Annotated in this window: 19 protein-coding genes, 1 pseudogene and 1 riboswitch; of the genes and pseudogenes, 12 read left to right on the top strand and 8 right to left on the bottom strand. The window is 46.5% G+C overall.

The genetic code is table 11. The annotated features are described in order from the left end of the window. Nucleotides 1-5: 5 nt before the first annotated feature. Nucleotides 6-350: pseudogene (locus tag NQ544_RS08585) on the top strand (GIY-YIG nuclease family protein); the annotation flags it as partial. A gap of 309 nt (nt 351-659) precedes the next feature. On the opposite strand, the gene istB reads toward NQ544_RS08585, so the two are convergent. From istB to NQ544_RS08570, 3 genes are all read right to left on the bottom strand, one after another. After that, on the bottom strand, nt 660-1,391 hold the full coding sequence (gene istB, locus NQ544_RS08580) for an IS21-like element helper ATPase IstB (protein WP_006847955.1): 732 nt from the start codon (nt 1,389-1,391) through the stop codon (nt 660-662). A 14-nt stretch (nt 1,392-1,405) separates the two neighbouring features. After that, nucleotides 1,406-2,962, bottom strand: a complete 1,557-nt coding sequence (istA, locus tag NQ544_RS08575) for an IS21 family transposase (RefSeq protein ID WP_040553263.1) — start codon at nt 2,960-2,962, stop codon at nt 1,406-1,408. A 420-nt stretch (nt 2,963-3,382) separates the two neighbouring features. Continuing rightward, nucleotides 3,383-5,368 (bottom strand): heavy metal translocating P-type ATPase, encoded by a 1,986-nt coding sequence (locus tag NQ544_RS08570; protein ID WP_040553987.1) that lies wholly within the window; start codon nt 5,366-5,368, stop codon nt 3,383-3,385. A gap of 82 nt (nt 5,369-5,450) precedes the next feature. On the opposite strand from NQ544_RS08570, the gene NQ544_RS08565 reads away from it, so the two are divergent. Beyond that, nucleotides 5,451-5,606 (top strand): hypothetical protein, encoded by a 156-nt coding sequence (locus tag NQ544_RS08565; protein ID WP_153134030.1) that lies wholly within the window; start codon nt 5,451-5,453, stop codon nt 5,604-5,606. On the opposite strand, the gene NQ544_RS08560 is transcribed toward NQ544_RS08565, so the two are convergent. Together NQ544_RS08560 and NQ544_RS08555 are read right to left on the bottom strand one after the other, a co-directional pair. After that, nucleotides 5,607-6,041: an Hsp20/alpha crystallin family protein gene (locus tag NQ544_RS08560; RefSeq protein ID WP_006849558.1), complete on the bottom strand. Its 435-nt coding sequence runs from the start codon at nt 6,039-6,041 to the stop codon at nt 5,607-5,609. Nucleotides 6,042-6,742: 701 nt separating this feature from the next. Further along, nucleotides 6,743-7,972: an IS1380-like element IS612 family transposase gene (locus tag NQ544_RS08555; protein ID WP_006846397.1), complete on the bottom strand. Its 1,230-nt coding sequence runs from the start codon at nt 7,970-7,972 to the stop codon at nt 6,743-6,745. 297 nt (nt 7,973-8,269) lie between these two features. Here NQ544_RS08555 and NQ544_RS08550 point away from each other — a divergent pair, with 297 nt between their 5' ends. Both NQ544_RS08550 and NQ544_RS08545 read left to right on the top strand, forming a co-directional pair. Continuing rightward, entirely contained in the window at nt 8,270-10,924 is a 2,655-nt protein-coding gene (locus NQ544_RS08550; protein WP_228023719.1) for a SusC/RagA family TonB-linked outer membrane protein, read from the top strand. A gap of 12 nt (nt 10,925-10,936) precedes the next feature. Further along, the gene (locus NQ544_RS08545; RefSeq protein WP_006846399.1) at nt 10,937-12,619 is read left to right on the top strand and encodes a RagB/SusD family nutrient uptake outer membrane protein; all 1,683 of its coding nucleotides are present in this window, start codon (nt 10,937-10,939) and stop codon (nt 12,617-12,619) included. A 69-nt stretch (nt 12,620-12,688) separates the two neighbouring features. Here NQ544_RS08545 and NQ544_RS08540 read toward each other — a convergent pair whose 3' ends face one another. Further along, nucleotides 12,689-14,737 (bottom strand): outer membrane beta-barrel protein, encoded by a 2,049-nt coding sequence (locus NQ544_RS08540; protein ID WP_006846400.1) that lies wholly within the window; start codon nt 14,735-14,737, stop codon nt 12,689-12,691. 193 nt (nt 14,738-14,930) lie between these two features. On the opposite strand from NQ544_RS08540, the gene NQ544_RS08535 reads away from it, so the two are divergent. Genes NQ544_RS08535 through NQ544_RS08525 form a run of 3 tightly spaced genes read left to right on the top strand, consistent with a single transcriptional unit; the run spans nt 14,931 to nt 17,966 of the window. Next, a complete protein-coding gene (locus tag NQ544_RS08535; protein ID WP_006846402.1) occupies nt 14,931-15,656 on the top strand; it encodes a porin family protein in 726 nt (241 codons plus the stop codon). Between the two features lie 40 nt (nt 15,657-15,696). Continuing rightward, a complete protein-coding gene (locus NQ544_RS08530) occupies nt 15,697-17,217 on the top strand; it encodes a sensor histidine kinase (protein WP_006846403.1) in 1,521 nt (506 codons plus the stop codon). A 17-nt stretch (nt 17,218-17,234) separates the two neighbouring features. Beyond that, a complete protein-coding gene (locus NQ544_RS08525) occupies nt 17,235-17,966 on the top strand; it encodes a response regulator transcription factor (RefSeq protein WP_006846404.1) in 732 nt (243 codons plus the stop codon). A 24-nt stretch (nt 17,967-17,990) separates the two neighbouring features. On the opposite strand, the gene NQ544_RS08520 is transcribed toward NQ544_RS08525, so the two are convergent. Together NQ544_RS08520 and NQ544_RS08515 are read right to left on the bottom strand one after the other, a co-directional pair. Next, nucleotides 17,991-18,593, bottom strand: coding sequence for a hypothetical protein (locus tag NQ544_RS08520; protein WP_006846405.1), 603 nt, complete (start codon nt 18,591-18,593; stop codon nt 17,991-17,993). 33 nt (nt 18,594-18,626) lie between these two features. After that, the gene (locus NQ544_RS08515) at nt 18,627-18,902 is read right to left on the bottom strand and encodes a hypothetical protein (RefSeq protein WP_006846406.1); all 276 of its coding nucleotides are present in this window, start codon (nt 18,900-18,902) and stop codon (nt 18,627-18,629) included. A 234-nt stretch (nt 18,903-19,136) separates the two neighbouring features. On the opposite strand from NQ544_RS08515, the gene NQ544_RS08510 reads away from it, so the two are divergent. The 5 genes from NQ544_RS08510 to NQ544_RS08490 all read left to right on the top strand — a co-directional run bounded on the left by NQ544_RS08510 (nt 19,137) and on the right by NQ544_RS08490 (nt 24,867). Continuing rightward, nucleotides 19,137-20,258 (top strand): glycerate kinase family protein, encoded by a 1,122-nt coding sequence (locus tag NQ544_RS08510; RefSeq protein ID WP_006846407.1) that lies wholly within the window; start codon nt 19,137-19,139, stop codon nt 20,256-20,258. Nucleotides 20,259-20,300: 42 nt separating this feature from the next. Continuing rightward, entirely contained in the window at nt 20,301-20,681 is a 381-nt protein-coding gene (locus NQ544_RS08505) for an ISAon1 family transposase N-terminal region protein (RefSeq protein ID WP_006847878.1), read from the top strand. Beyond that, on the top strand, nt 20,647-21,693 hold the full coding sequence (locus NQ544_RS08500; RefSeq protein ID WP_006848989.1) for an ISAon1 family transposase: 1,047 nt from the start codon (nt 20,647-20,649) through the stop codon (nt 21,691-21,693). Before NQ544_RS08505 ends, NQ544_RS08500 begins: the two co-directional genes overlap by 35 nt. A 102-nt stretch (nt 21,694-21,795) precedes the next feature. Next, nucleotides 21,796-22,434 carry an HAD family hydrolase gene (locus tag NQ544_RS08495; RefSeq protein ID WP_006847043.1) on the top strand — a complete coding sequence of 213 codons (639 nt, stop codon included), beginning with the start codon at nt 21,796-21,798 and terminating at the stop codon, nt 22,432-22,434. A 178-nt stretch (nt 22,435-22,612) separates the two neighbouring features. Then, nucleotides 22,613-22,801: riboswitch (cobalamin riboswitch) on the top strand. 74 nt (nt 22,802-22,875) lie between these two features. After that, complete coding sequence (locus NQ544_RS08490; protein ID WP_006847044.1) at nt 22,876-24,867, top strand: TonB-dependent receptor; 1,992 nt, start codon at nt 22,876-22,878, stop codon at nt 24,865-24,867. Nucleotides 24,868-24,869: the final 2 nt, after the last annotated feature.

Raw genomic sequence — 24,869 nt, 5'->3', positions numbered from 1 at the left:
AAACAATGAACAAAGATAATATCGGTTACGTTTATATCCTCACCAATCCGAGCTTTCGCGAGGATTGGGTGAAGATAGGTAAGAGTTCCCGTCCGGTGGATGTCCGATCGAAGGAACTTGATAATACGGCTGTGCCTCTGCCTTTCGAAATCTTTGCAACCATGAAGACTGCAAAGTATAACGAGGTGGAGAAGTTGGTGCATAAAACGATAGATCGTTTGACGGATTTGCGTATCCGACAGAACCGAGAGTTCTTCAATGTCGCCCCACAAATAGCTCTGGATATCTTCAAAGATATTGCTCAAACCATAGATGATGCGGTGGTTACGGAGTATGAGGATAATAAGCCAAAGGTTTCTAATGAGCCGAAAGTGCAGAAGGATGTGGAGAAAACTCATAAACGTCCACGTTTTAAGTTTAGCATGGTTGGTATTAAAATAGGTGAGATAGTTACTTTTATTCCAACTGGTATTGAGGTTAGAGTGGCAAGTGATGATACGGTGGAGTATCAGAACAGAATCTACAAATGACGATAGCGCTGTATCGGTACCACGCGTAGCGGTGTAATCGGTACCATGCTATCACTGCAATCGGTACCGCTTGTATCGCTGCAAGCGGTACCAAGATTTCAGTTCTGCTTTTCAATTTGCAAAGGTAATTTATTTTTTCAATTTCTGGCGCATAGATTCGCCTTTTAACTCTATTTTACTTGCATTTGCCACCAAACGGTCCATAATGGCATCTGCCAAGGTAGGATCACCTATGTAATCATACCATTTGGCAATGGGAAGCTGTGAGGCGATAATGACGGACTTTCTCTCGTATCTCTCTTCTAGGATTTGGAGCATTGCGAGTCTGGTCTTGTCATCCATTGGCTGCAACCCGAAGTCATCCCATATGAGCAAGTCATACTTTTCCAGATTGGTTATCATCCTCAGGTACGACCCATCCAGCTTGCTGAGTGCAACTTTCTCCACAAAGCTGTTCATATTGAGATAGAGAGTTCTGTAGCCTAGCATGCAAGCCTGTCTTCCAAGGGCACAGGCAAGGAAGGATTTTCCGCAGCCGCACTTTCCTTGTATGAGCAAGTTCTCATGCCTGCGTATAAAGGCACAGTCGGCAATGGCGGCAAGGTCATCCTTGGTGAAGTTGCGGTCTGTTCCACAGATGACATCCTCTAAGAGTGCCGTATATCTAAGCTTGCTGATTTTTAGATACATGGCGGTCTTTCGATCTCGTCTGTCCTGCACCTCTGCATCCACCATCTTGGAGATGGCGACTTCCAGGGATGGGCGGTTCTGTACAGGAAGGCTGGTCATGGCCTCGAAGGAGGATGACATACCTCTGAGCTTCAACTCGTTGAGTTGTATGATGGTTTCTTGTAAGTTCATGTTACTATATATGTTTAAATGTTCATAAATGCCTCCGCGCCTCTCACATAGTCGTTCTGTGGCACATTTGAGACTGTTTCTTCCCCGTCAACTTGGTCAAGGTTCTTCTCCAACACATTGCGGATGGTCGTGTAGGTGATGGATGAACAACCTGCCAGACGCTTGCAGGCCTTCTCCAGGCGCTCCTTGCCATACTTGCGCTTGAGAGACAGGACTCCTTGGCAGGACTTGTACGACTGCTCGACATGCTTCGTGCGATTGAGGATGGATTGGACTGCGGCAGTGGTGTTGCTGCCGACCAATGCCGCCTCCTCCAGGAAATAGGCGGCATTATATCCCTGTCCGTGCTTGTAGGCAAGATGTTTGTCTGGCATATGCTCGTCAAGCGTGCTGTATCCAGATCCTTGGCGACGCTGATGGATGGCTATGCGAGAACTCCCGGAGTAAACCTCCACGGTATCCAAGTCCCACAGTACGCTCACCTTTTGCCCGACATACTGGTATGGCACGCTATAGTTGTGCTTGTCAACCATGACGTGATAGGTACCGGACAGTTTCACCTCCTTGCGATATCTGAAGCGGTATGGAGCCATGGGCAGTTTACCCAACGTTGGTTGCTCTTCCGCCTCGAAGATGTCACGTCTGCTTCTCCCTGTCGTTCTGGACGGCTTTTCATTGAAGCCGTCCATCAACTCATAGATACGGGCATTCATACTCGGTAGATTGTAAAACACCTCGTCATGTAGCAGAGCGTAGACGGCATTGTATGTCTTTTGGACGAGTCCCTCGACTGGACCTTTGTCCCTGGGAGTGCGAACCCTGCAGGTTTGGAGGGTTGTATCGTAGTAGGCGGCCCATTCCACGGCTGCATCATTGAACGCTGGCTCGTAGCGGTCGTATTTCTTCACCCACTGCTTCATGTTGTCACTCTTGGCTATGCGAGTTGTTCCGCCGAAGTAAGAGAAGGCATCGGATATACCGCCGAAGAAGTTCTCCATGGAAGCGTTGTACATAGCCTTGGCAAATCCCAAACCGCTGTATGGCAGGATACAGACCAGGACGACAACCTTGGTTAGCTCACCTGTCTTCGGGTCGGTAAGCCACAGGGCATCGCCGGCGAAGTCAATCTGCATCTCTTCCCCAGGAATATAGGTGTTATGGAAGCTGAGGTTGTGTGAGTACTGATACTCACGGATTGACTTCTTGAACTGGGTGTATCCATATCCGTCGGGATGCTCCTTCTTGTATGACTCGTGCAGGGCTTGAATGGTGAGGTAGCGGTTATGCGACAAGTCTGACACATATTCAGGCAACAGCCCGTCCAGCACCTGACGTTGGGAGGATGGGGCTGCTGTGGGTTTGGACAACTGGAGGAAAGATTCTATTTCCCCGTCACTCATGCGGCCTATCACGCCATAGGACAAACCTTGGGAATCCGCCAGGGTCTTGTAACGATTCAGTACGCCACGTCCCATGTGTAGTTGCTCGCAAATGGTGCGTTGCGGTATTTTTGCCGCTAGCATTTGAAATGAACGTTTTAATTTGCTCATGTTTACATTACTTTGTGCCATATCTATACAGATTTTAAAATTCTTCTGCAAAGATAGGCGGTGATTATTATACATGAGCAGAACTTTACATCTTTTTGATACCGATTGGTGCGCTATGATGGTACCGATTCAAGTGATACGATGGTACCGAATGCAGTGCTATGATGGTACCGATTCATGCGCTACAGTGGTACCGATTCGCCGATACTGTCATACAAACTCTCTCCTTTTGTAGGAACTTTCTTGCCGATAGAGAAACAAACTCCTTCTGGCGCATATCAAGGAGCTAAGTACTTTTCCTATAAAGGTAAGGTACTTGATGAATTGAGAAAAGAGAAAGAACTTAAGTAAAAATATATAAAAGCGACTTCTTGGTTTTAATGCCAAGAAGTCGCTTTTATATATTTTGAAAGTCTCAGACTTTTCCCATTTTCTATCATTTTACGCCAATCTCAGCCTCAGCGAATTAAGCACTACGCTTACACTTGAGAAGGCCATCAGGGCACTTGCCCACATTGGGGTTATCTGGAAATCAATGCCGAAGATATGAAGGGCGCCGGCTGCCAACGGGATGCAGATGATATTGTAGATGAACGCCCAGAAGAGATTCTGCCAAATCATGTGAACCGTCTTCTGGCTCAGTTTTACGGCTTCCGGAAGCGCCAGCAGGTCGTCGCTCATCAGCGTAATCTGTGCCACATCCATCGCCACATCCGTTCCCTTTCCTATCGCCATGCTCACGTTGGCAAGGGCCAAAGCCTGGGTGTCGTTGATTCCGTCGCCCACCATCGCTACCTGCTTGCCTTCGTCCTGAAGTTTCTTTACCAAAGCCTGCTTGTCACCAGGCAGCACCTTGCTCTGGTAATGCTTGATGCCGGCTTTCTCAGCCCAGTAGTGAGCCGCTTCCTCCTTGTCGCCACTCATCATATAGACCTCTATTCCCCTTTCCTGCAACTGCTTCATTGCTTCTTGGGCATGAGGCTTGAGGGTCTCTCTCGTCTCCAGATCCAAATCCTCCTGTTTGGTGAAATCGATGTTCTGGTTAGGAATGGTGAGAGTGCCGGTCTTGTCGATGACGAGGGCGTTGATCTTGTGGAGATTCTCCAGTGCCGACGCGTCCTTGATAAGAATCTGCTTCTGCGCCGCCTTGCCGATGCCCACCATCAGGGCGGTAGGAGTAGCTAAGCCCATGGCACATGGACAGGCGATGACCAATACGGCTACGGCTGAAAGGATGGCCTGTGGAAGAGCTGCGTTGCCGCCTATCAGCCACCATATTAAAAAGGTGATGAGGGCAATGGCTGCCACGGCTGGAACGAAAATCAGAGCCGCCTTATCCACGATGCGCTGCACGGGCGCCTTACTGCCCTGCGCCTCCTGAACCATGCGGATGATGTGTGCCAGGGCGGTGTTCTCGCCAATCTGCTTGGCTCTCATGCGGAGCTTTCCCTGACTCGGAATGGTGCCAGCCAGCACGTTGTCGCCTGCCTTTTTCATCGCCGGAGTCGGTTCGCCGCTAATCATCGCTTCATCTACATAGGCTGCATCGGGAGTCATGAAACTCTCTGCCTGGGTAACCACGCCATCCACCGGAATTTTCTCTCCGGCTCTAACTTCTATCATGTCGCCTATCTGAATGGTGGAAATCGGAACTTCCTCCATCTTGTAGTCGTTAGTGCCTTCTATCTTCTCGTAAGTCACCAGTCGGGCGGTTTTCGGCTGCATTCCCATCAACTGGCGAATGCTGTTCGCCGTACTGTCCTTTGCCTTTTCTTCCAGGCATCTGCCGGTCAGCACGAAGGTGATTATCATCACGGAAGCATCAAAATAAGTGTGCCATTCTATGCCTCTCGCTCCCCATACCATTTCTCCGAAGAAGGTGTTGAAGGTGCTGAAGAGGAAGGCGATGAGGGTGCTGAGTGCTACGAGCGAATCCATGTTTGCCGTATGATGCAAAAGCTGCTTCCAGGCGGAAACATAAAACTGTTTGCCGCAGTAGAGCAGGTTGGCGAGTGCCAGGAGCAGACAGATCTGGTTGGCGAAGGAACTCGAGTGATGAGCCGAGGCAGCGCCATCTGAAATCATATTCTGCTCCATGCCCAGGGAAATCCAGCCCATGGAGAAACACATGGTCAGAATGGCGAAGAGCCAGGAAACGAGGGTTCGGCGGCGCAGGAGGGTGAACTCACGGCGGTTGATTTCCTCCACGCTTCTGTCGTTTTCGATAACGAGGTCGTAGCCGGCATTGCTGATTTCCCGTTTCATATCTTCCAGAGAGATGATATCGGGGTTATAATCTACCAGGGCAGTTCGGCTCGCCAGGGATACCGAGGCGGAGTTGATGCCTTCTAGCGACTGCAGCTTCTTTTCTACATTGGCAGAGCATACGCTGCAAGCCATGCCTATTACTGGAATTGTTTTCTTCATCTGTTTCTTATATAAATGTTCTGAATTCTATAAGCAGAAGCTTTCATATCTGCTTTTCTGCCTGCAAAATTACATATTAATTATGGAAGAAAAAAGATTTATGGTGAAAAACTTTTGGCTGCTCCATGAAAATCATGATAATAAGGTAGATGAAAAATGCGATGGTTCAGGTAAGGACACAAAAAAAGGCAGGTTCCAAATTGCTTTGGAATCTGCCTCCATCATTTATGGGAGATGATTATTTGACTTCGATGTTCTTTGTAGTCTTAGCCTCCTTAGGAGTAAGCTTTGGAATCTCGACCTCGAGTATACCATCAGCTACCTTTGCTGAAATCTTCTCACGATCAGCATCCTCAGGCAGCGTATAACACTGCTGGTAGTTGCTGTAAGAGAATTCGCGGCGCAGATAGTGCTCGTGCTTGTCTTCATCCTTGTGTTCCATCTTGTTCTCAATGGCGATGTTCAGATTACCATCGTTATCGATGTTTACACGAACCCACTCTTTCTTCAAGCCAGGAGCAGCAACCTCCATGGTATAATTCTTATCTGTCTCCTTGATGTTAATGGCAGGAGCAGTAGCATTCATACGTGACATTACTTCGGTATTGAATAAAGTATCATCAAAGAAGTTACTCAACCAATCTGAATCATTATTTCTACGTGCTAACAACATAATTAAAACCTCCACATTTTATTTTACTCGTCCTCTCGGTTCCTTACGGCTCCGTCGGGATTTCTGTTTGTTATTTATTTATCTGTTCTTTTGATTGCCTTCGCCTCGAAACTCCGTTGTTCTTTCGAACTCCTTCGTCTTTAGCTTCAGCTTTCACTCTTATGTTGAGCAACTTGCGTGCCAGTGTCGGATTGATGACAATATTGGCAGCAAAGTATAATTGATTTAAACTTTGCTGCCAAAATGGGAGGCGGTTTCAAAAATAAAAATGTAACTTTGTCACCGAGATTGAAAACAATCACAAGAACAAAGATTATAACATTTAAGACAAACCATCAGTCTGCCTCGCCAGAGTTTCGAGGGTTGGGATTCCCAGACCAATACCATGCGTGTGGTTCCCGGCAAATATTAAAAGAGAAAGCTCGCTAAGATTTTGAACGTCTTGGCGAGCTTTTCTTCTGTCTTAACTCTTAAGCCTGCGGTTTTTTGAAGTTTTTTCAAGGAAATGGACTTTGAATCACTCTTTTTTATCCTAAAATCCGCAACTATCATCCAATACACGATTAAGGGTAGATTTATGAGTCGTTAGTAGCAGCTTTCAGTAAAAAGCAACAGCACAACATCAATATGTAGCCACCATCCCCTTACCCCACGATGCGACTTGAGGTAATACGCAGATTCAAACCGGAAAGAAAGGATTCTTATCCGAATTCTGTTTTGAAGGGTTTTGCATAAGCTCGGTTCTCTGTGTAGATATTCAGCACGTATTGCCTTGCAGTCATGATCCACTTGGCAGGTACGGAGATGAATCTGAAGACAAAAGCCTTTATGCGACTCGTTTTCTTGAGCCCAAAAGCCTTGGTGTCAAGCCTGCTCATGATGGTCTTGTAGAAATTGTGTATCAATGCAGTAAGCAGAAGAAAGACAGTATTCTCCGCCATGAATGACTTGGGGAGCCTGCTCCAACCGAATCCGTTGTTCATGTCGTCAAAGATACGTTCCTTGCCGCCACGCAGATTGTAGAATTCAACAATGTCCCTTGTCGATGACTTGTAATCGTTGGTCAGAATACAACGGTAAGTGTATTCGCCTTCCCACAGGTCAAGGTCGCCACTGTTGCGTCTTTGTCTCTGGATGACAAGACGATAGCACTTGTCTTCCCATTTCTCAACGAGAATGGAATTGAGTTCGAACTGGATGCCGTTAATCTCCTCCGTCTTCCATCCTCTCAGAGCAAAGATGTCATTGTAGAGCGAACTGCATCGGTTGGCACGGATGTAGAAATGTTTGCAATGCTTCTCTATCTCACTGACGATTTCCTCCGAGCAGGAACCGCAGTCTGCCCTGAAGCGATTTACACGGATGTTCTGGGATTCCAGAAGAGCGAAGAATCTCTTATGGGTGTCTGCCTGATGAAAACGCACATTCGTGTTGCCATCGCTGTTCTCGATATAGACTATCTTGTCACCGATAACATATACGCCAGGCCTGTAGCCGAGGAACTTTTTGTAGGTCGGTTTTGCATCATACTTCTCCGTTTCAAGGAACTGATGGTCAAAGTCAACATCGTATTCCTCAATTTCCTTCAACTCGCCTGTAGAAACCAAAGCGTTTATAAGCAATGTGTTGAGTTTGTCTGCAGTATTGAAATCATAGGTCTTGCCTTGGTCGGAAGTATAGGAGATGTTTTCCTGTGTCAGTTCCTTGATGGCTCTGAGGATGGTATCAGAGCTGCATGTGCGCAAGGTCGGATGATACGAGAGATGGCGCATCAGTTGTGACGTTACATCTTCCACGCATGAGCCGCCACAGAAATAATCGCTCATCAGCGAACGGACTATCTCGCTGAACTGATATCCGATGATACTGCGGCATCTCTGACCCAGTGTTGAGTCGATAACGGGTGAAAGCATGGAGTCAAATTTCTCCATGATTGAAAAAATTCCTCCAAAAGGTGTGAGTTTTTCGGATTTTATTTGTACCTTTGCAGCGCCTTGTTACGATTTTCGCTTGTTTTCTAATTGCAACACTAAGATAAGTGAAAAATCTGACACGGCAAAATCCTAGGCAACTTATTGTTGCTCAGGAACTTATAAATAAAGTTAAATCAAAGTGTTGCGGAATTAAGGTTTATTATATTTGCAATCGAAAATCGATTTGAACCTTGACTAAACGATGAAATAGTTATGGAACAGAACTTAAAAAACATATTTTATGCGATGGGTGCGATGATTCTTGCACCCCAAACCCTCTGTGCTCAGTCTGTGAACATCGAAGGCCTAGACTCCTTGCGCTTATCAGGTTCGGTGAGTGTAGTGGAGCCTGAACTTCTGAAGAAGGGTGTGCTCAATAATGCCCTGGATGCCTTGATCGGACAGACGGCAGGTGTTAACGTCACTACCAATGGTCTTGACCGTATCGCTATGTTGAACTCCGTCCGGGTTCGCGGTACAACTTCTATCATGGGCGGCAATGATCCTCTGGTGATTATTGATGGTGTTACTTCTGATGTGGCGACGCTTGCTACAATCTATCCCGCCGATATCGAGAGCTTTACAGTACTGAAGAATGCCAGCGAAACGGCACTCTATGGTTCCCGTGGTGCTTCGGGTGTTATCCAGGTAAACACCAAGAAGGGTACGGGTAAGGGATTTCAGATTTCTTACGAGGGAAACTATGGTATAGAGGCGATGTACAAAAGTATGGAGATGCTCAATGCCGCCGAATACATAGCTGCTGCACAGAAGTATGGGCTGGAGTATAACAATAAGGGATATGATACCAATTTCCGCAAGGCGATTACCCGAACCGGAAATATCCAGAACCATTATCTGGCCTTCAGCGGTGGCACTCCGCAGAGCAATTACCGCGCTTCTTTTGGCTATATTGACCATAACACGATTATTCGGAGCAAGGGCTATCGTAATCTGGTGGCTAAGATTGATGTCACCCAGAAGGCGTTTGGCGATAAACTGACGGGAGATTTCGGCGTGTTCGGTTCGTCTTTCAAGAACAATGATATCTTCGACAGTCAGATGCTTTTCTATTCTGCCGATGCCATGAATCCTACTTATCCTTATGATAAGCTGAACGGCAGTTGGGTGAAGAATGGGGCTGCATCTCAGGTGAATCCTCCCGGTGCCTTGCTCAAGGAGCGTAATGATACGAAGAACATGAACTTCAATGCTCATCTGAAGTTGAACTATGATATGACAAATTCTCTGAGTGTTTCTGCCTTCGGAGCATACAGTTATGCTTCCAACGAGAACAACCAGTTCTGTCCTACCTGGGTTTGGGCGCAGGGCAATCTTTATCGTGGGGAGTTCAAGAGCGAGAACTGGCTTGCCAATGTATCGTTTAACTATCAGCATTCGTGGGGAATCCACAATCTGAAGGCAATGGTGGGTGCAGAATATCAGAAGGATATCCGAACGGGATTCTGGACTTCTGCGAAGGGAATCACCAACAACGACATGTATTACCATAACATAGGTGCTGCTGCATCACGGCCTTTCGGTGGGACAGACAGTAATTACGAAGATCCGACTCTGGCTTCTGTGATGGGCAATGTCGACTACACCTTATATAATAAGTATAGTCTTTCGGTTTCCATGCGTGGCGATGGTTCTTCGATGGTGGGCAATGACCATACCTGGGGTTTCTTCCCATCCGTCTCTCTTTCCTGGGATATGAAGCAGGAGAAATGGCTCCGTTCTCTCCAGAAAATTACCATGCTGAAACTGCGTACGGGCTATGGACGCTCAGGTAATCTTGGCGGAATATCTTCTTATACCACTTTGAATACGGTACGGCAGAATGGTATTGTTTCGGTGAACAGTTCTCCTACGGTTACGATGGGAATGATTAGCAATAACAATCCTGATCTGAAGTGGGAAACCCGCGCTACCTGGAATATCGGAGCTGATTTGGGATTGTGGAACAACCGGCTGGTTCTGACGGCAGAATATTACTATTCCAAGACCACCGACATGCTCTATGCCTATGATGTGCCGGTTCCGCCTTTTGCCTATGATAAATTGTTGGCAAACCTGGGTTCTATGAGCAACCAGGGTTTGGAGGTCGGCATTTCCTTCACTCCTATCCAGAAGAAGGACATGGAACTGAATATCAATATGAATCTCTCCTGGCAGAAGAACAAACTCCTCTCGCTGAGTGGTGAATATGACGGAATGCAGATGTCGGCAGTCGATATTACTGCGATGGGTGCCTTGTCGGGTGCCGGTCAGCATGGTGGTTACAACAATGTGGTCTATCAGATAGTTGGTCAGCCTTTGGGGGTATTCTATCTTCCTCATTGCAAGGGAATTATAGAAGATGGAAATGGGTATTACCGCTATGATATCGAAGATTTGGACAAGAACGGAACCGTAGATTTGAGTGATGGCGGTGACAGATATATTGCCGGTCAGGCTACTCCTAAAGTAACGTTGGGTTCCAATATTAGTTTCCGTTATCGCGACTGGTATCTTTCATTGCAGATGAACGGAGCCTTCGGACATAAGATATTCAATGGTACGGGCTTAGCCTACACCAATATGTCGAGTTTCCCGGATTATAATGTGCTGAAGGGAGCTCCTGAGAAGAATATCGTTGACCAGAATGTTTCTGATTATTGGCTGGAGAAGGGCGATTATCTCAACTTTGAGAATCTCACGCTGGGCTATGATATCCCTATCCGAAAGGGCGTGGTGCAGTCGCTCAGAGTTTCGGCGAGTGTCAATAATCTTGCCACTATCAGCAGTTACAGCGGCTTGACTCCGATGATTAACAGCTACGTGGTGAACAGTACGATGGGTATTGATGATAAGCGGACTTATCCTGTTTACAGAACCTTCTCATTGGGTTTAAGTATTCAATTCTAAAATCAGAAAGTTATGAAACGATATAGATTTTTATTTCTGCTGCTGGCGGCATTGTCTATGACATCCTGCCTGGACGAACATCCTAAGGATCAGTTGGACGAGGATGCCATCTATGGCTCTGCATCTGATATTTATATCAATGCCGTGGCTTCTCTCTATAATTATATAGGTGGAGCTAACGAGAGTGAGAGCATCCAGGGCACCTGCCGTGGCATTTACGATTATAATACGCTGACCACAGATGAGGCGATGATTCCGATTCGAGGCGGCGACTGGTATGATGGTGGCCTCTGGAATGCCATGTACCAGCATCGGTGGAGTGCCGATGACCAGTCTCTTTATGATACGTGGAAGTACCTTTATAAGGTAATCGTGCTGGCTAATAAGTCTTTGGATATTATCAGCAACAAGTCGGCCCTGCTTTCTGCCGCACAGCAGGAGGAATATCGGGCTGAGATAAGAGCCATCCGGGCTATGTTCTATTATTATGCTATGGACATGTTCGGTCGGGTTCCATTGGTCCTTTCCAGTTCAGAACAGCTCCATTCCAGCCTGTTCCAAGGTCAGACAGATCGCAGTTCTATCTTCCAGTTTGTCTTTCAGGAGTTGCAGCAGGTATTGCCTTCACTTCCCGACCAGCACAGCAATAAGGAAGGCAATTATTATGGTCGCATCACCCAGCCGGTAGTCAACTTTCTGTTGGCAAAGTTGGCATTGAATGCAGAAATCTATATGTATGATGACTGGACCCAGGGTTATGCGAGCCGTCCGAAGGGAAGTGACATTCATTTCTCTGTGCCGGCTTCTGATGCCTCTTTGCGTAATGGCGATCAGGTGGACTTCAGAAAGTTGAATGCCTGGGAAACCTGCATTTATTATTGTGATAAACTGGCAGAAGAAGGCTATGTCCTGGAGTCGGATGATTCATTCAATTTCTCTACGCATAATGAGACATCGAAGGAGAATATCTTCACGATTCCGATGGATAAGAATATCTATACCAACCAGTTCCATTATCTCTTCCGCTCTTACCATTATACGCATGGCGGTGCCTTGGGCTGGGGAAGTGAGAATGGTACCTGTGCCACGATTTCTACGATGAAAGCCAATCATTATGGCGAGGCTGGTGAAGATGCCCGTTGCAAGATGAACTTTGTGGCGGGAGTGGTAAAGGTAGATGGTCATGAACTGCTGATGGATAATGGAAAGCCGTTGGAGTATCAGCCTTTTGAAGTGGCTCAAAACCTGACCAACAGTAAGTTTGTCAAGACGGCTGGAGCGAGGATGGCGAAGTATGAGGTGGATAGAACCTCTTATATGGACGGCAAGTTGCAAAGTAACGACATCGTTCTTTTCCGATATGCAGATGCTTTATTGATGAAGGCAGAGGCAAAGGTCCGAAACGGAGAGAATGGTGATGAGGAGTTGAATAGAATTCGTGCCCGTGTGGGAATGCCTTACCGTAAGGCTACGCTCGATAACATTCTGGAAGAGCGGTTGCTGGAGTTGGTATGGGAAGGATGGCGTCGTCAGGATCTCATCCGTTTCGGCAAATTCACCGGTGCCTACGATCTCCGTACGCCTCTTCAGGGTGAATCCTCCGGCTACACCACCGTCTTCCCGATTCCTCAGAAATGCATCGATTTAAATTCTGAATTGGTACAGAATAAGGGATATGTCAATATTTTGAAGTAAAGAAACTTGAATAGAGTATATGAGAAAAGCTCGCCAGGACTTTGATGGTCTTGGTGAGCTTTTCTCGTTCTATTTCCCGAATCTGGAAGTATCTACTTCTTCATGCTGCTTGGCCTTGTAGCCGCCGAATCGATAGGTGAGGGAGAGGCCTATGATTCTGCCAAAGTACATTTTGTTGATGACGTGCTGACCTCGATAGGTGTCGTGCAGATGGTTGTCGCCTGTCTCGAAGATGTCGTTGCAGTAGGCTTTCAGCTGGAACTTGTCATCCTTGAGAGGCTTCCAGGTGAGGGCAGCGTTGAGATAGCCTGAGGCTGGGATGTCGATGATTCCCTGGATGGCGTCGGTATGAACGGAAGCATCGAGGTTGAGAAGCACATGCTTACCAAAGAGAAAAGTGCCGTTCCACTGGGCTTGACAGAACCATTTGCTGCGGTCGAATGGAAGATCATAGAAGTGGGAATTCTTATCGTTCTGATAAACGCCAGTGAAGGTAAGGCGATTCTGCCACCAGTTGCCTATGTTGATTGGGGCTGTGAGCATCAAGCCTACCTGGTTTACATGGTCGAAGTTGACATACTTGTATTCCATCTCCTTCTTCTTGTCGCTCTGGTAAGGAAGCTGACGAAATTCATCTTTCGAGTTGTTGAAGAAGAGACTTGCCACGTATCTGCTGTGCAGAATATAGGTAAGCGAGAGGCTGAGGTCTCGTGATGGCTTCAACGTCGGGTTTCCTACAATCTTTCCATATCCGCCCGCATTATAGGTGGTGAAGTTCTTCACCGACCAATAGGTAGGGTAGTCTCTGTCGCAATCAAAGTCGAATTGGATGATGTGTCCTGCCTTTGGAAGATAGGTGATGGAGAGTGTAGGGAAGAGGTTCCACTCATCCCAGATTGGGGTGTGGTAATATTCTTCCATGAGCGATGCTTCCATCGTGAGTTTTTGGCCGAACGACTTGCTGGCTCCGATATAGAAACACATTTGGTCTTCGGTTTGAATGGTGTTGCCATCAGAAGACTTGTTGTTGTTTTCCTGCGAACTCTTGTCTCTTGATGTGGTGTAATTGATGCCGTAGTTCAAGCCCCAGTCTTTTCCTAAGTCGTGCTCCTGCTTGAGGTAAGCGTACCATTTGTCGATTCGTTGCTGGCTTGTGATGTCGTAAATCTCATCGTAGAGACTGCTTTTCAGCCATTGTTCATCCGGTGAATTATAATAGGTGTATTCTGCTCCTGCCGAGAAGCCGAATGGTGTGGAGTAATCCAGGCGGAAATTGTGAAACTGACTCTTGGCATGGATTCTGAGAAGGGATGTGAAATCGCCATCATCCTCTGACGTTCCTCTCGTGTTATTGAGTTGTGAGGTGTAGGCAAAGCTGAGCTGATGATTTTTCGCCAGATGATAGTTGATGCCCAGTCGGATGTTGTGGTTGAGATGGCGTTTGATATTGTCGCTATGTGTAGAGAAGGCATAGGAAGTGCCATCAGTCAAGGTGTGGGCAAACTCATTTTCATAGTAATAATATCTCTTGCCATGACCGAAGGAATAGAGCATGTCTATTTCCCATTTCTTGTTGGTGAAGAGCAAGGAGGCGCGCTCTGTGTAACTGTTGCGGTTCTGGTGGGTGTAGCCGCCGAAGAGCTCGCCTTGCAGGGAGTGAAAGCCTGTGTTGTGCTTCAGCAGGAGGTTGATGACCTGTCCCTTTACCTGATAGCGGGCTGGGGCTGAATAGACAACTTCGGCGTTGGCGATGCGGCTGGTAGGAATCGTTTTCAGAAGCGAATAGAGCTGCTCGCTCGTCATGGTGGTAGCCTTGCCGTCTATCATCACGGTTACGGATTGGGCGTTGAGGGTCAAGGCTTCATCTTGTTCGCTCACGCCAGGCAGTTGCTTGATGGCTTCATAGGCATTATCCACCGGATGGTTTTTGATGAGTTGAGGCAGGTCATAGGTCAATGCTGCTCCTTTCACCTTTACGATAGGTCGGTTGCCTTTTACCATCACATCGGGGAGGGAATGGATGATGCTGTCCATTCTCAGGGAATCATTTCTGTTTCCTTGTGCCCAGCCGGCAAGACTAATGGCCAGGCAAGCGCTTAATATAACCAATCTTTTCATATTCTTCTTATCTTTTTATCGTTCTTTCGGAAAAAAACTCCCGATTTCGGTTGCAAAAGTACTGCAAATATCTCGTGTCAGCAAGGAATTTTGATTATCAAGTCTTATCAGAAGTGTTATTTAGTCTTATCAAATCAGAAATAATTCCCTGAAAAGTATCTTACTTATCTTCTTTTTTATTACTTTTGCAAGCATGAAAGAGAAACGAAGAATATTCATATTGACAGTTATGGCTTGCTTTTGTACATTGGTAATGCAAGCACAGGAAGTGAAGAGTGTTTCCTTGGATTCCATTCCGAAGGCATCTTTACCTAAGGAAGGTATGTCGTTGGAATATTCTCGTCCTTCGCTCGGTGGATTTCCTGTACTTCAAGGCAAATCTTATTACTCTGAATCGAATGCACCTTGGATGTCGGAAGAAGGAAAACCTTTGGAGATTGCGCCGAATGCAATACCTCATATTTCTCTTCTTTCCCCGAATTTGGGTACGATGGCGGTATATTCTTCGGGTATTGAAGTCCCAGGACTGATGAATAGGCAGACTGCAGGGGTTGTTTATCAACAAAATTTCGGGCGTTTTGTTTTTTCTCCTTATGTCGGGATAGAAAAGATAAACACGGGAGTATATGGATTTGGTAATCTCACCAAAGCTTCTTTTGGTGGACGAATGGCTTATCAAGTAAACGACTGGCTCACAGTGGGATTCTATGGACAATATGTTCCAACGAAAACCTCTGACCCTCGAAGCGTCATCATGTCTCCTTTCAATCCCAAGAGCAGCTATGGTGGCTTCATGGAAGTGATGTTCAATCAACATTGGGGGATAGGAGCCAAGATGGGACGAGAGTTTGCGCCACAAAAGAATGGTAAATGGGGATGGAAGAATACCACGGAGGTTTATCCGATTTTCAGAAAATGAGTATTGAATTCATCTGGAAAAATCTTTAATAAAGGAAAGAATGAAATTACATCTTAAATACATAGTTACGCTCGTCATCGCGGCTCTGGTTTGCATCTTCGCATATCAGACCTATTGGCTCGTGGGGCTTTATCAGTCTCAGAAAAAGGAGGTTGAAGCGAAAATCAAGGGTGGAATGGAGTTCGCTCACTTCATGGAGATGAAGAAGCGAATCGAACGATTGCGCAATGATGATAAAGGGCCTCATAGACAACTGACGGGTTCTGTTGCTTTTTCTATGGATGAAGACGATGATATTGATCAAAAGGTAAAGGTTAAAAAGGTTCGTGGAGGAAAAATCGTTCAGTCTGTTCAAACAACTTTTACCAAGCACGAGAAGCGTCGTGAAGATGACAAGGACCAGGAATTGATGATGATGATGTCGGGCAAGCTGGCAACTATGGTACAACAAGCGCTGTTTGGCAAATTGAATGAAATTGCCAAACCTGACATCAATGACTATGACAGTGCATGGGTTGCCAAGATGCTTTCAGACAGTTTGTTGGTAGGCGACGATATTCATCCGCTTCCGCATCAGATTCAGCTTTTTGCAGGAAAGAAGGTTTTGGCGAAAGTGACGACGAAGGGGTATGTGCCTTCCGCCAATGCCAAGCAATACCAATATGTGGCTTGTAATGAGGGGGAGGCGAATGAGGAGAAATATGTCCTCACCCTAGAGCCGCTTACGATGACTGTGCTCAGCCAGATGGCAGGCATCCTTGCCACATCGCTCTTCATCATGCTCATCCTGGCTTTCGTCTTCTGGTTCCTGATTCATACGATGCTCAAGCAGAAGACGCTTGATGAGATGAAGAGTGATTTCACCAATAATATCACGCACGAATTGAAGACTCCGATAGCCGTAGCCTATGCTGCCACCGACTCCCTGCTGAACTACGGAATGCTCCAGCATCCTGATAAGGCGCACAAGTATCTTACCATCGCCCAGGAGCAGTTGCAGACGCTCAGCGGATTGGTGGAACAGATTCTGTCGATGAGTATGGAACGACGGAAATCGATGCTTCTCAATATTGTGGAAGTTCCAATGAAGGAGGTGATTGAACCATTAATCTCCCAGCATCAGCTGAAAGTGAATTCAGGAGTAAGAACGGATAAAAAAGTGAATGTTTCGTTGTCTGTAGAACCTGAAAATCTGATGGTTCATGCCGACCGGATGCATTTCTCAAACATCGTGAGCAATCTCATAGACAATGCTATCAAGTATTCTGAAGATAGCGTGAAGATAGAAATCAAGGCTTTCCAAAAAGCCGAGGATGAAGTGCTGGTTTCCGTATCAGATAATGGAATCGGTATTGACCACGATAAATTGCCTTATATTTTCGACAAGTTCTATCGGGTGACGGATGGCAATAAATATACGGTCAAGGGCTATGGTCTCGGCCTTTTCTATGTCAAGAGCCTGATGGATAAAATGGGCGGTTCTGTTTCCGTAGAAAGCGAGCCGGGAAAAGGAAGCTGCTTTACCCTGCATTTTCTTAAAGGTAAAAGGGTAAAAAAGTAAAAAGTAAAAAAGAAACAATGAATAAGATAAATGTATTACTGGTAGAAGATGAAACATCCTTGGCGATGATTCTGAGCGACATCTTGGAGGCACAGGGCTTCGAGATGCGCACGGCGCGTGATGGCGAAGAGGGGCTTCGTATGTTTGATGAACAGAAGCCTGATGTGCTGGTAGCGGATGTGATGATGCCCAAAATGGATGGTTTCGAGATGGTGCGCCGTATCCGCAAGACGGATTCCCGTACCCCTGTGCTTTTCCTCACGGCTCGTTCGGCGGTGAATGATGTGGTAGAGGGATTTGAATTGGGTGGCAATGATTATCTGAAGAAGCCGTTTGCCATCCAGGAGCTCATCGTCCGTATTAAGTCGCTTTGTCATCGGGCTTCTGCAGGAAATATTTCTTCTGAAGAACAGGAAGGGGGGAATGTTTCTCCTGATAATCCGGATGCTGCTGATCAATGGCTCTCCATCGGTCGTTATCGCCTGAATGTTACCAGTCAGATTCTGCAGTTGGATGGTAAAGATACAGAACTGTCACATCGTGAATCAGAAATCCTTCGCATGCTTGTGGAGAGCAAGAACAATGTGGTAGAGAGCAAGGATATTCTCCTGCAACTCTGGGGCGATGACAGCTTCTTCAATTCCCGCAGTCTCCATGTTTTCATCACCAAGCTCCGCCACAAGTTATCTGCCGATGAAAATATCAGAATCATCAATGTGAGGGGAATTGGGTATAAAATGATTTGCTAGAATCTTGTAAAAGAACTATTCTTCCTATCCATCAACAAGCGCATCGAATGCCTCTTTGAAGTATTTGTCGAACCACTCGGCTGGGTGATCTGTTATCTGATGCTTGCCTGATTTCTCGATGTGAATGGCAACAATGTCGCCAAAATCGGAAGTGCCATCAATGAAAAGAATGTTTTCAAAAAGTGGTAGAGAGGCTCTTACTCGTTTGATGCCTTCCGTGAAGTTATATTCTATCACGTCTTGGTTTACATTATGACCGCCCATTGTGTATCTTTGGATAACACGAGATAGAGAATCTTCTTTCGAGGATAAGCCGAAAAAGATGAGGCTGATTTTATAACCTGCATCTTTAAAATCCTGAACAAGATTGACTGGCAAATCTGTAGAGAAGTTCGTTTCGAAAGCAAAATTCTTGTTTTGTGAAATGGCTTCTTCTTTTTCTTTCATCAATGAAGAGATAACAGTTCCATCTATCCATCGCTCTATCCAATCAGGATGTTCGTTTCGAAGAGACATTGCTAGAAGGTCTCCGTCAAAAGCTTTTACTGTAGAATAAAATATTCCAAGCCTACTTTTGCTAGCTCCATTTGGACCGGCTATAATTGTAAATTCAGGTCTTCTTTTCATAATCTTAATAGAAAAAGAGGTGTTATGAAGTAATTAATGGAGTAAGTAACTCATTTTCCCCTTTCCTGGAGCTGCAACTTGTTTTATGATAGTATATTCGCGTGTCGCAAAATCAAGAGTTGCTTCTACATCGCTTCCATCAGGATTAGCAAGATAGGTTTTTCCGTTTTCAAAATACGGCACGGAAATACCTTTCGCCCACGCTTCCAGATAGATTCGTTCCACCTCATCGTGTACGGCATTGTTGATTTCCCGAATCGTCTTGCCATTCGAGAGTCGCCAACCTTCTATTTCTTCATATTTGCACATAAGCCTTTAACCTTTAGAAAACCTTTGAAAAATCTACTGCAAAAATACGAGGAATCTTTTTAATAGCCAAATGTTTTAACCTCTTTTTTCTATCAGCTCATATCTGAAGCATCTGTTTTTGAAAGTTTTTCCCAAAAAGGTTTGTGGTTTCAGGAATAATGGCTAATTTTGCGGGCTGAAAGGGGAATCGCTTGATAGGCGATGATTCTTGGAATGATATAATATAAATAGGATATGGATAGGAAAAATGATGGCCTCAGACTGATGGATGGGGCTGGATATAAGAAGATAATAATTGCTTGCGACTCTTATAAGGGTTGCCTTTCGAGCAGAGAGGTGAACGAGGCGATTGCTTCGGGAGTAAAGGAATGGAATGCGGATGCTGCTTCTCCCGAAATTATTACCCTGGAAATGAGTGATGGGGGAGAGGGAATGCTCGATGCTTTTCTTTCGGCGATGAAGGGAGAGCGAGTGAAGATTCATGCCCATGATGCGCTGATGAGATGGATTGAGGCGGAATACGGAATCGTGGATGATACGGCGATTATCGAGATTGCGCAGACTGCCGGACTGGCTCTGATTGAGCCTGAACAGCGCAACCCGATGAAGGCTACTTCCTGGGGCGTGGGCGAGATGATAATGAATGCTTATCGCCGGGGCGTGCGCCATTTCATCGTGGGCTTGGGCGGAAGTGCCACATCTGATTGCGGCATAGGAATGCTCAAGGCGATGGGCGACGACTGGAAGAAAATCCGACAGGAATGCAGTTTTGTGCTGGCTTCGGACGTTACCAATCCGCTCTGTGGTGAAAACGGGGCGGCTCACGTCTTTGCGCCTCAGAAGGGAGCTGATGCTAAGATGGTGCAGATGTTGGATGATAGAGCGAGTAAGTTTGCCGAGGTAAGCGCCAAGCATTTTGGATATGATAGGAGTGAGGTTCCTGGGGCTGGTGCGGCCGGAGGACTGGGTTATGCATTCCTGCAATATTTCAATGCAGAGGCTCGTCCAGGGGCTGAACTGCTTTTTGAGAAAATAGAGGTTGATGTGCTCATTCAGAATGCTGATCTCGTGATTACGGGCGAAGGTCATAGCGACCGTCAGACCCTGATGGGGAAGCTGCCGCAAAGAATTCTTGAGCATGGTGCCAATCAGAAAATCTGGCTCGTCTCGGGTGGCGTAAGCGACAGGCAGGTGATGCTGGATGCAGGTTTTGATAGAGTGATTCAGATTACTCCTGATTCTATGCCTTTAGAAGAAGCGATGAAGCCGGATGTGGCCCGTAACAATATCATCAAGGTGATTCGTAGGCAATTTGCGGGTCACTTGCAAAAGCGTGTGGATAGCATAGCACAATAAAAGCAAGCAGGTGTACGTTTATAGAGTAAACGTTAGAAGAAAATGGAACAGTATAGACTCTTAGCGGAATGCCTATTGCCAGCCCGCATGCTTGACTGGTTTGACTTGAAGACTGTACGTGTCGAGAAGAAAGGTGACACACAGGTGATTCACCTTTATCTCGATGAGAACGAGCAGAAACCTGACGACGGAGAAGACCTGCGCCCCAATGGATTTACACGCGAAAGTGTGTTTCACGACTTTCCGATTAGAGGTCAGGAAGTACTGCTTCACGTGCGCCGTCGCAGATGGCTTGATGCAGATGGTCACAACGTGATGACCGAATGCAATCTCATTCAGGAGTCCACCCGCTGCTCAACCGAGTTGGCGGATTTTTTAAAAGAAGCGTTTGGAGACGCGCCCTATAACGGCCCGTTCGTTTGAGGATGACTATCACATAGACGGTGATGAGTATGGCAGAGCCTACAAGGACCACCTAAGCGGCTATCGTGAATGGTCTGAACTAGGCCATGCTGACGAGTGGCTCATCTTCCCAGAGAACATAAGTCCTCACGTCAGCATAGATGAGACATGCTTGTCCACGGGAGAGGTATACACAATAGCCTCGAACAAGGATGCACATGGTCGCAAGGGATGCCTTATTGCTGTAGTCAAGGGCACTAAGGCAAAGGATGTCATAAAGGCATTGATGAAGATACCAGAAGCGTTGAGAATGAGCGTGGAAGAGGTTACTCTCGACTTCTCTGAGAGTATGCACAACATAGTAGAGACATGCTTTCCGAAGGCTATGCGTACGCTCGACCGGTTCCATCATCAGCAGTTTTGTCTTGAAGCCTTGCAAGAGGTACGCAGAGAGTATAGGCGTGAGCAGATGACACTTGATGCCAATGCTAGGGAAGAGCACCGTCTGATGATGCGCCAGCTGCAGGAGAACGATGGTCCATTTGTGGATGAGGAGGGCAATGCCATAAGGCGCAATGCAAGGTACTATCCCGAAAGACTTGAGAACGGAGAGACTCGTGCAGAACTCCTTGCACGCAGTAAGGGGCTACTTATGATGTCACCCGAGAAATGGACAGACACACAGAAGGAACGTGCAGAAATACTGTTCCGTGAGTTTCCGGACATAAAGACGGCTTTCTCGCTTACCCACTCTCTTCGAATGATTTTCTCGCAGAGGTGTACTAAGGAGCAAGGTGCTGTCAGCCTGCATTCATGGTACTCGAAGGTCGGTGATTTCGGCAACAAATCGTTCAATGATATTGCTGCCGCCATGTACGACCGTGAGGATGAGATCCTTAACTATTTTGTCAATCGCTCTACCAATGCATCAGCAGAATCCCTCAATGCAAAGATCAAGCATTTCAGAGCACAACTCAGAGGTATTATTGACCGTAAGTTCTTTCTCTTCAGACTAATGAAGATCTATGCCTAATCCACACACTTTTACTGGTGACCCCAATTTGCTTTGTAGTTTCAGTTATTATCCGTATCTTTGCGCCCGATTATCAAAACAGGGTAAAAAGAATAAGAAATAATGAAGTATATAATTTTTGATTTTGATGGAACCATCGGAGATTCGCAGAGTTTGATTGTGAAGACCTTGCAGGATACGATGCGTGCAAGAAAACTGGAGGTGAAATCGGAGGAGGCTTGTGCCAAGACCATCGGTTTAAGACTGGATGAGGCTTTCGTCTCGCTCTTCGGAATGAGCGATGAGGAGGGAATGGAATGCGCGGCAACCTATCGCGAGATTTTCCTGGATAACAAGAAGACAATGATCGTGCAGCCCTTCCCTCACGTAATAGAAACCCTGAGAGCGTTGCACCGTCAGGGCTATGTTCTGGGTATGGCCAGCAGTCGAAACCATTGCTCGCTGGATGGATACGTGCATCAGATGCAGCTGGAGGATATATTCTCTTCCATTGTTGCAGGCGATGATGTGGAGCATGCGAAGCCGGCACCCGATATGGTCTTCAAAGCATTGAAGGAGATGAAGGGAACGGCAGATGAAACCCTCGTGGTAGGCGATATGAACTTCGATGTAGATATGGCGCATCATGCCGGCTGCAAGGCCTGTGCCGTGACTTATGGCAACGGAACCCGTGAGCAGCTCGCCTCTGCCGAATGGATCATCGATGATTTCGCAGAACTCTTGGAAATCGTAAAAGAATAAATGTTTCTGAAAACATAAAATGCTCAAGGAGTAAAAAGATAAAATCAAGAAGTAAAAGAATAAAACAGGAAATGAATAAAAGATTATTTTATCGCTTGTAGAATAAAAAAGCAGGTAAAATAATCTTTTATTCATTTTTTTATAGTACCTTTGCACCCGCAATTGGTTTGCTGCCACTTCCTGCCGCCGCAGGCATGGTTTGTGCGTAGTGATTAAAAGGGAATCGGGTGAGAAGCCCGGACAGTCCCGCTGCTGTAAGCGTCTTATTGCGGCAAGCATCATGGTCACTGACAATTTTTCGGGAAGACCGCTTGCCATGAGTTTGAGGACGCAAGTCAGAAGACCTGCCGTTGCCATCTCTACCATCAGGAAGTGATGGAGGATGAAATCATTGAGCCTCGTGGGTTAGGCTTTTGAATGAAGATAAAAACATAATAGTAGATGAAAAGATTGTTTGCAATAGCCATGCTGGGTGTTGTTGCAGGGTCTGCCTTTGCCAATGGCGAAACGCAGGACTCTGTACGAGTGCATCACATCCAAGAGGTTGTGGTTACCTCACGATTGATATCCAGGGAAACTATTCCATCACAGACATTGGGAGGTGAGGAACTCAAAAAGTTGAATTCCTTGTCGGTGGCCGATGCCTTGCGTTATTTCTCGGGCCTGCAGCTCAAGGATTATGGAGGCGTGGGTGGCATCAAGACAGTCAACATTCGCAGTATGGGTACCAATCACTTGGGTATCTTCTATGACGGCATCGAACTGGGTAATGCACAGAATGGGCAGATAGACTTGGGGCAGTTCTCGCTCGACAATGTGGAGGAGATTTCGCTCTACAACGGTCAGCGTAGTGCCATCTTCCAACCAGCGAGCGACTTTGGTAATGCTGGCTCCGTCTATATCCGTACCAAGGCTCCCCGCTTCATGATGGGCAGGCGATACAACTTGTTGGTGAGGGCTAAGTATGGGTCGAGCGATACCTTCCGGTTTTCATCGCTTTGGGAGCAGAAACTCTCCGATCATATATCTTCCTCGTTAAGTACAGGTGTGCTGACGTCGAGCGGACGCTATAAGTTCCGTTATAGGCGAGTGACCGAAGACAATACGGTGGCTTATGATACCACCGCCGTGCGCCACAATGGTGACATTTGGGCTTTCCGTATCGAGGAAAACGTGAGGGGAGGCATTGCCGATGGATATTGGAACGTGAAGGCATATACCTACCATTCGGAAAAGGGAATACCTGGTGCCATCGTCAACAATGTGTGGCGACGAGGCGAACGCCAGTGGGACCACAATACCTTCGGACAGGCTGTATTCCAAAAGTCATTTGGTGACAAATTCTCTACCAAGGCATTGGCTAAGTATGCCTATTATGTGACGCGCTATGTCAATAATGATGAGACGCAGATACATGTAGACAATACCTATCGTCAGCAGGAGATGTATTTCTCCACTTCGAATGTTTATGAGATATTGTCAAAGTGGAGTGTCTCAATGAGCTATGACTTCAAGTGGAACAAGTTGAATGCCAATATGGTGGATTTTGCTTTCCCTCATCGTTACTCCAACTTTGTGTCGTTAGCCACGGCATTGACGCTGTCACGCATCCAGGCACAAGCCTCGTTGGTGGAGCAGGTGGTCAAGGACCATGTGAAGTATGGGGCGTCTTCGTCATCTCGCAGCACACTGACGCCAGCATTCTTTGTAAATGTCTATCCGTTCGAATCCAAGTTGCTGGCAGTGAGGGCCTTCGCTAAGAAAAGCTTCCGCATGCCGACCTTCAACGACCTCTACTATGCCGACATGGGTAACAGTAAGTTGAATCCAGAGTCGGCGTTGCAATATGACCTGGGATTTGTGCTGAACAAGGATTGGAAGCAAGGCATCTTCGACCATTTCCGCTTACAGGTGGATGGCTATTACAATACGGTGCACGACAAAATTGTGGCTTATCCTAAGGGGCAGCAATTCCGTTGGACGATGCTCAACTTGGGCAAGGTACACATCAAGGGCGTCGATGCCATGGCTGAAGTGGGACTGGAACCAGCCAAGGATTGGAAAGTTACGGCCCGCTTGCAGTACACTTATCAGGATGCTCGCGACGTGACCGATCCCAATACCTCTTATTATAAGGACCAGATACCTTATATCCCATGGCACAGTGGGTCTGCTATCTTGGGCCTGTCATGGCGGGAGTTGGACTTGGCGTATAGCTTCATCTATTCCGGTGAACGTTATTCGCAGCAAGAGAACATCCTCTACAACCATCTCCAGCCCTGGTATACGCACGACATGAGCGTGGTTTATCATGCCAGGAGATGGTCGGCAAGACTGGATGTCAACAACATCTTCAGTCAGGATTATGACGTGATACTCAACTATCCGATGCCGAAGCGCAATTATATGCTGACATTGGAATATAACTTTTGAAA

Origin of the sequence: Segatella copri DSM 18205 (assembly GCF_025151535.1) — a bacterium.
GTDB classification, from domain to species: Bacteria; Bacteroidota; Bacteroidia; order Bacteroidales; family Bacteroidaceae; genus Prevotella; species Prevotella copri.
This window is presented reverse-complemented; position numbering and strand designations above follow the sequence as displayed.

Excerpts from the sequence above, each read along its gene's own strand:
- istB (WP_006847955.1), bottom strand. The coding sequence starts at position 1,391 with ATGAACTTACAAGAAACCATCATACAACTCAACGAGTTGAAGCTCAGA.
- istA (WP_040553263.1), bottom strand. The coding sequence starts at position 2,962 with ATGGCACAAAGTAATGTAAACATGAGCAAATTAAAACGTTCATTTCAA.
- NQ544_RS08570 (WP_040553987.1), bottom strand. The coding sequence starts at position 5,368 with ATGAAGAAAACAATTCCAGTAATAGGCATGGCTTGCAGCGTATGCTCT.
- NQ544_RS08565 (WP_153134030.1), top strand. The coding sequence starts at position 5,451 with ATGGAAGAAAAAAGATTTATGGTGAAAAACTTTTGGCTGCTCCATGAA.
- NQ544_RS08560 (WP_006849558.1), bottom strand. The coding sequence starts at position 6,041 with ATGTTGTTAGCACGTAGAAATAATGATTCAGATTGGTTGAGTAACTTC.
- NQ544_RS08555 (WP_006846397.1), bottom strand. The coding sequence starts at position 7,972 with ATGGAGAAATTTGACTCCATGCTTTCACCCGTTATCGACTCAACACTG.
- NQ544_RS08550 (WP_228023719.1), top strand. The coding sequence starts at position 8,270 with ATGATTCTTGCACCCCAAACCCTCTGTGCTCAGTCTGTGAACATCGAA.
- NQ544_RS08545 (WP_006846399.1), top strand. The coding sequence starts at position 10,937 with ATGAAACGATATAGATTTTTATTTCTGCTGCTGGCGGCATTGTCTATG.
- NQ544_RS08540 (WP_006846400.1), bottom strand. The coding sequence starts at position 14,737 with ATGAAAAGATTGGTTATATTAAGCGCTTGCCTGGCCATTAGTCTTGCC.
- NQ544_RS08535 (WP_006846402.1), top strand. The coding sequence starts at position 14,931 with ATGAAAGAGAAACGAAGAATATTCATATTGACAGTTATGGCTTGCTTT.
- NQ544_RS08530 (WP_006846403.1), top strand. The coding sequence starts at position 15,697 with ATGAAATTACATCTTAAATACATAGTTACGCTCGTCATCGCGGCTCTG.
- NQ544_RS08525 (WP_006846404.1), top strand. The coding sequence starts at position 17,235 with ATGAATAAGATAAATGTATTACTGGTAGAAGATGAAACATCCTTGGCG.
- NQ544_RS08520 (WP_006846405.1), bottom strand. The coding sequence starts at position 18,593 with ATGAAAAGAAGACCTGAATTTACAATTATAGCCGGTCCAAATGGAGCT.
- NQ544_RS08515 (WP_006846406.1), bottom strand. The coding sequence starts at position 18,902 with ATGTGCAAATATGAAGAAATAGAAGGTTGGCGACTCTCGAATGGCAAG.
- NQ544_RS08510 (WP_006846407.1), top strand. The coding sequence starts at position 19,137 with ATGGATAGGAAAAATGATGGCCTCAGACTGATGGATGGGGCTGGATAT.
- NQ544_RS08505 (WP_006847878.1), top strand. The coding sequence starts at position 20,301 with ATGGAACAGTATAGACTCTTAGCGGAATGCCTATTGCCAGCCCGCATG.
- NQ544_RS08495 (WP_006847043.1), top strand. The coding sequence starts at position 21,796 with ATGAAGTATATAATTTTTGATTTTGATGGAACCATCGGAGATTCGCAG.
- NQ544_RS08490 (WP_006847044.1), top strand. The coding sequence starts at position 22,876 with ATGAAAAGATTGTTTGCAATAGCCATGCTGGGTGTTGTTGCAGGGTCT.